Genomic DNA, 3,691 nt, shown 5'->3' with positions numbered 1-3,691 from the left:
GGCGGACCGGGCAGGTCCGGGAGCTCCCGCACCTGCAGCCGTCCCCGGTTCGGGTCGTGGAGCGGCGCGTCCGGGAGCGGGAAACCCGAGACCTCGCCGACGCCCGGGTGGTCGTGGCCGTCGGAAGGGGCTTCGCGGCCGAGGACGACCTCGGGCTGGCCCGGGAGTTGGCCGAGGTGCTCGGCGGGGAGATCGGCTGCACCCGACCCCTTTCCGAGGAGATGCACTGGCTTCCGGACCAGGCGTGCATCGGGCTCTCGGGAGTGCAGGTGAAGCCAGAGCTGTACCTCGGGATCGGCATCTCGGGGCAGATCCAGCACCTCACCGGCGCCCGCGGCGCCAAGGTCATCGCCGCGGTCAACCAGGACGAGAACGCTCCCATCTTCGGTGCCGCCGACCTCGGGATCGTTGGCGACCTCTACCAGGTGCTGCCGGCCCTCGTCCGGGAGATGCGCAAGCAGTCGTGAGGCGGTGGCACCGTGGAAGGGTTGACCCAGGCCCAGTTGGAAGAACTCCAGCGAGACCTCGTGGCCCTGCGGCACGAGCTCGACGGCATCCTCGAAACCGCCAGGGCAGGGGCGCGACCCGTGGACCTCAACCTGCCCATCGGCCGGATCTTTCGGATCGACGCCCTCCAGCAGCAGATGGCCCGGGCGAGCCTCGAGGACCTGGAGCTTCGCCTGCGCCAGGTGGCCGCGGCCTTGGCCGCCCGCGAGTCCGGCGAGAACGCACAAGCGTAGCGTCCTCGTTTCCTATCCGGTCCCTTCCCTGCCCGACCGCGGGCTTTGGCCTCCACGCCGGCAAGCAGTGGACCGACAGTCCCGTGGCTCCCGAGCCCCGGCGCCGTCCCCACCCGCCTCGCGAGCCATTCTTCGATCCGCACCCCATCCGTGGCGAGCGACCGAACCTGTAGGATTGCGTTCCACTCGCCCGGTTCGAGGCCTGTAGGAACGGTTCGACGGCGGGCAATGCCCCCGGGGCGCGCACCGGTGGCGCCGCGGTCTGGCACGTCCGCTGGCAGGAAGCCCCCCGACCCTTCGAGCAGAGACCGCCGCCGGACGGGGCCCCTTGCCGCGGCTGGAATCGGCACGGCCGATCGAAGCGGCCCGAGACGTTCCAAATGCCGATTGGACCCAGCGGCGTCGGGTCCGGTATCAATGCACTCGTGAAGAAGCGCCGCAGGACGAAGGTTCGCGCCGGCCGCCGGCCTCCAGAAAAGGACACGATGCACCTTCTCCTCCCGCCGCTCGAAGGCAAGTATGCAAGGGCCTCTGACCCGAGGCTCACGGCCAACGGCCCCACCAGGAACGACGCGGGGACACCGGCAGTTGGGGGCCTGCTGGAGACCACCCGTCGGGCCGGAGCTTCCGCATGAGCGCGGACTGCACAGGGATCGCGGTCCCCAGGGCTTGCGCGGCGTCGGCGACGTCGCTCCTGGACGAACACCTCGCGGCCCACCGCGACCGCTGCACCGAGTGCGGCGCGTGCGTGAAGCCGTGCGCCTTTCTCCAGCAGTACGGCACACCCAAGGCCCTGGCCACCGCCTACAATCCAGAGGACGCCGCTCAGTTGGCCATGCCCTTCGCGTGCAGCCTGTGCGGGCTGTGCACCGCCGTGTGCCCCGAGGGGCTCGACCCGGGCGAGATGTTCCTGGAACTGCGCCGGGAAGCGGTGCGCCGGGGCGCCGGTAAGTTTGCCGAGCACCGGGGGCTGATGGGCTACGAGGCACGGGGTACCTCGCCGCTCTACTCCTACTATGCTCTGCCGGCCGGGTGCGACACCGTGTTCTTTCCGGGCTGCACCTTCTCCGGTACCCGCGCCCAGCGGGTGCGCCAGGTATTTGCGGCCCTGCAGGAGCAGATTCCTCACCTGGGCATCGTGCTCGACTGTTGCAGCAAGCCGTCCCACGACCTGGGCCGGCAGGAACTCTTCGCGGATCGCTTCGGCGAGCTGCGCCGGTCACTCGTGGACCACGGCGTGCGCACCGTGCTGGTGGCCTGCCCCAACTGCTTCAAGGTGTTCCAGCGCTACGGGGAGGGGCTGGCGGTGCGCACGGTGCAAGAAGTGCTGGCCGACGCCCCCCTGCCCCACGAGGGTGTGCTGGAAGGTCTGGTGACGGTCCACGACCCGTGCGTGGTGCGTTTCGAGCCGGGAGTGCAAGCGGCGGCCCGGCGCCTGCTGGAACGCACCGGATTGCGGGTGGAGGAGATGAGAAACGCGGGGCGCCAGACCCTTTGCTGCGGGGAGGGCGGCGCGGCGGGGACCGTCTCGCCGGAGCTGGCCGAAACGTGGAAGCCTCGCCGGGCCGAGCAGGCACGGGGCCGCCGGGTGGCTACCTACTGCGCGGGCTGCGCGAACCAGTTGGCGCGGCACACCCCTACCAGCCACGTGCTCGACCTGGTGTTCGAGCCCCACACTACCCTGGCCGGCAAGGTCCGGGTGCGCAAGGCGCCGTTCACCTACCTGGACCGCTTGGGCCTCAAGAGGCATTTCCAACGTACCCTGGACGCCGCTGCCTCCTGGGAGCGGCCGGCCCCAACCCAGGCAGCCCGCCGCGGCCGCTGGCTGAAACCTGTGCTGCTCCTGGCGTTTCTTGCCGCCGCCATCCTCACGGTGCGCGCCACCGGTGCCACCCGCTACCTGGAACAGGAGACCCTGCGTGGGCTCATCCAGGGCTACGGGCTCCTCGCGCCCCTGGCCTACATGTTCCTCTACACCATCGCCCCACCCCTGTTCTTGCCCGGCCTGCCCATCACGGTCGTGGGGGGGGTCCTGTTCGGTCCGTTCTGGGGGGTGGTTTACACCACCATCGGCGCCAATCTGGGAGCGAACCTGGCGTTTTTCGTCTCCCGCTACCTGGCCCGGGAGTGGGTGGAGACCAAGCTCGCCAGCCCCCGCTGGCGCATCCTGGATCAACGGGTGGCGGAGGAGGGCTGGAAGGTGGTGGCGGTAACCCGCCTGGTGCCGCTCTTTCCCTTCAATCTCCTCAACTACGCGTTCGGGCTCACCAGGGTGCCCTGGTCCCACTACGCCCTGGCAACCCTGGTGTGCATGTTCCCCGCCTGCGTGGCGTTCATCGTCTTCTCCAGTTCCTTGCTCGACCTGGTGCGCGGCCGCGTGTCTCCCGCCTTCCTGGCCGGGCTCGCCCTGGTTGCGGCGGTCTCTGCGATCCCGTTGGTCTACCGCAGGTTTCACGGCGCCCGGGCCCGGAAGAGCACCCTCGCCGGGCCTACCGCGCGGGTCTACAGCCTGGGACGGAGCCTTCGTACCAAGGCCCTGCTGCTCGCCGGCCTCGGGGTGACGGTGGGTCTCGGGATCTGGTTGATCCGGCGCTATTTCTACGTCCTGGACGCCTACGTCTACACCTGGGAGTTCCACTACCTGTTCTGGGTCAACAACCTGCGCGCGGGCGATCTGGCCAAGTTCACCGAGTATCTGGCACCGATGGCGCCGGCAGGGCCGGGCGGGGCCGTGTTGGCCCTGGCCCAGACGGTGCAGGCCGCGTACCTCCCCTTGACCCCGCCCCTGCTGCCCGAGGCTGCCCTCCAGGCGTACGGGGCCGGTGCCGGAGGTCTTAGCGGGTGGTTCGCGGTGTTTGGGGCCGCCCTCGTGCTCTCCGCTGCCGGCTGGTTTCTGCTCGGCGACCTGCTGCCCCTGGCCGGACGGCGCACGGCGACGGTCCCGGCGCGGC

General features: G+C 70.2%; 3 protein-coding genes. All 3 read left to right on the top strand.

Annotated features, from left to right (window positions below):
- The coding region (locus tag AB1578_22595; GenBank protein ID MEW6490687.1) for an electron transfer flavoprotein subunit alpha/FixB family protein at window positions 1-467 on the top strand (467 nt) is incomplete at its 5' end.
- Between the two features lie 12 nt (window positions 468-479).
- A complete protein-coding gene (locus AB1578_22590; GenBank protein MEW6490686.1) occupies window positions 480-740 on the top strand; it encodes a hypothetical protein in 261 nt (86 codons plus the stop codon).
- Window positions 741-1,371: 631 nt separating this feature from the next.
- The coding region (locus AB1578_22585; protein ID MEW6490685.1) for a VTT domain-containing protein at window positions 1,372-3,691 on the top strand (2,320 nt) is incomplete at its 3' end.

This window comes from Thermodesulfobacteriota bacterium, from assembly GCA_040756475.1.
Lineage (GTDB): Bacteria > Desulfobacterota > Deferrisomatia > Deferrisomatales > JACRMM01 > JBFLZB01.
The sequence above is the reverse complement of the archived record's forward strand: the minus strand, read 5'-3'. Positions and strand labels throughout refer to the sequence as shown.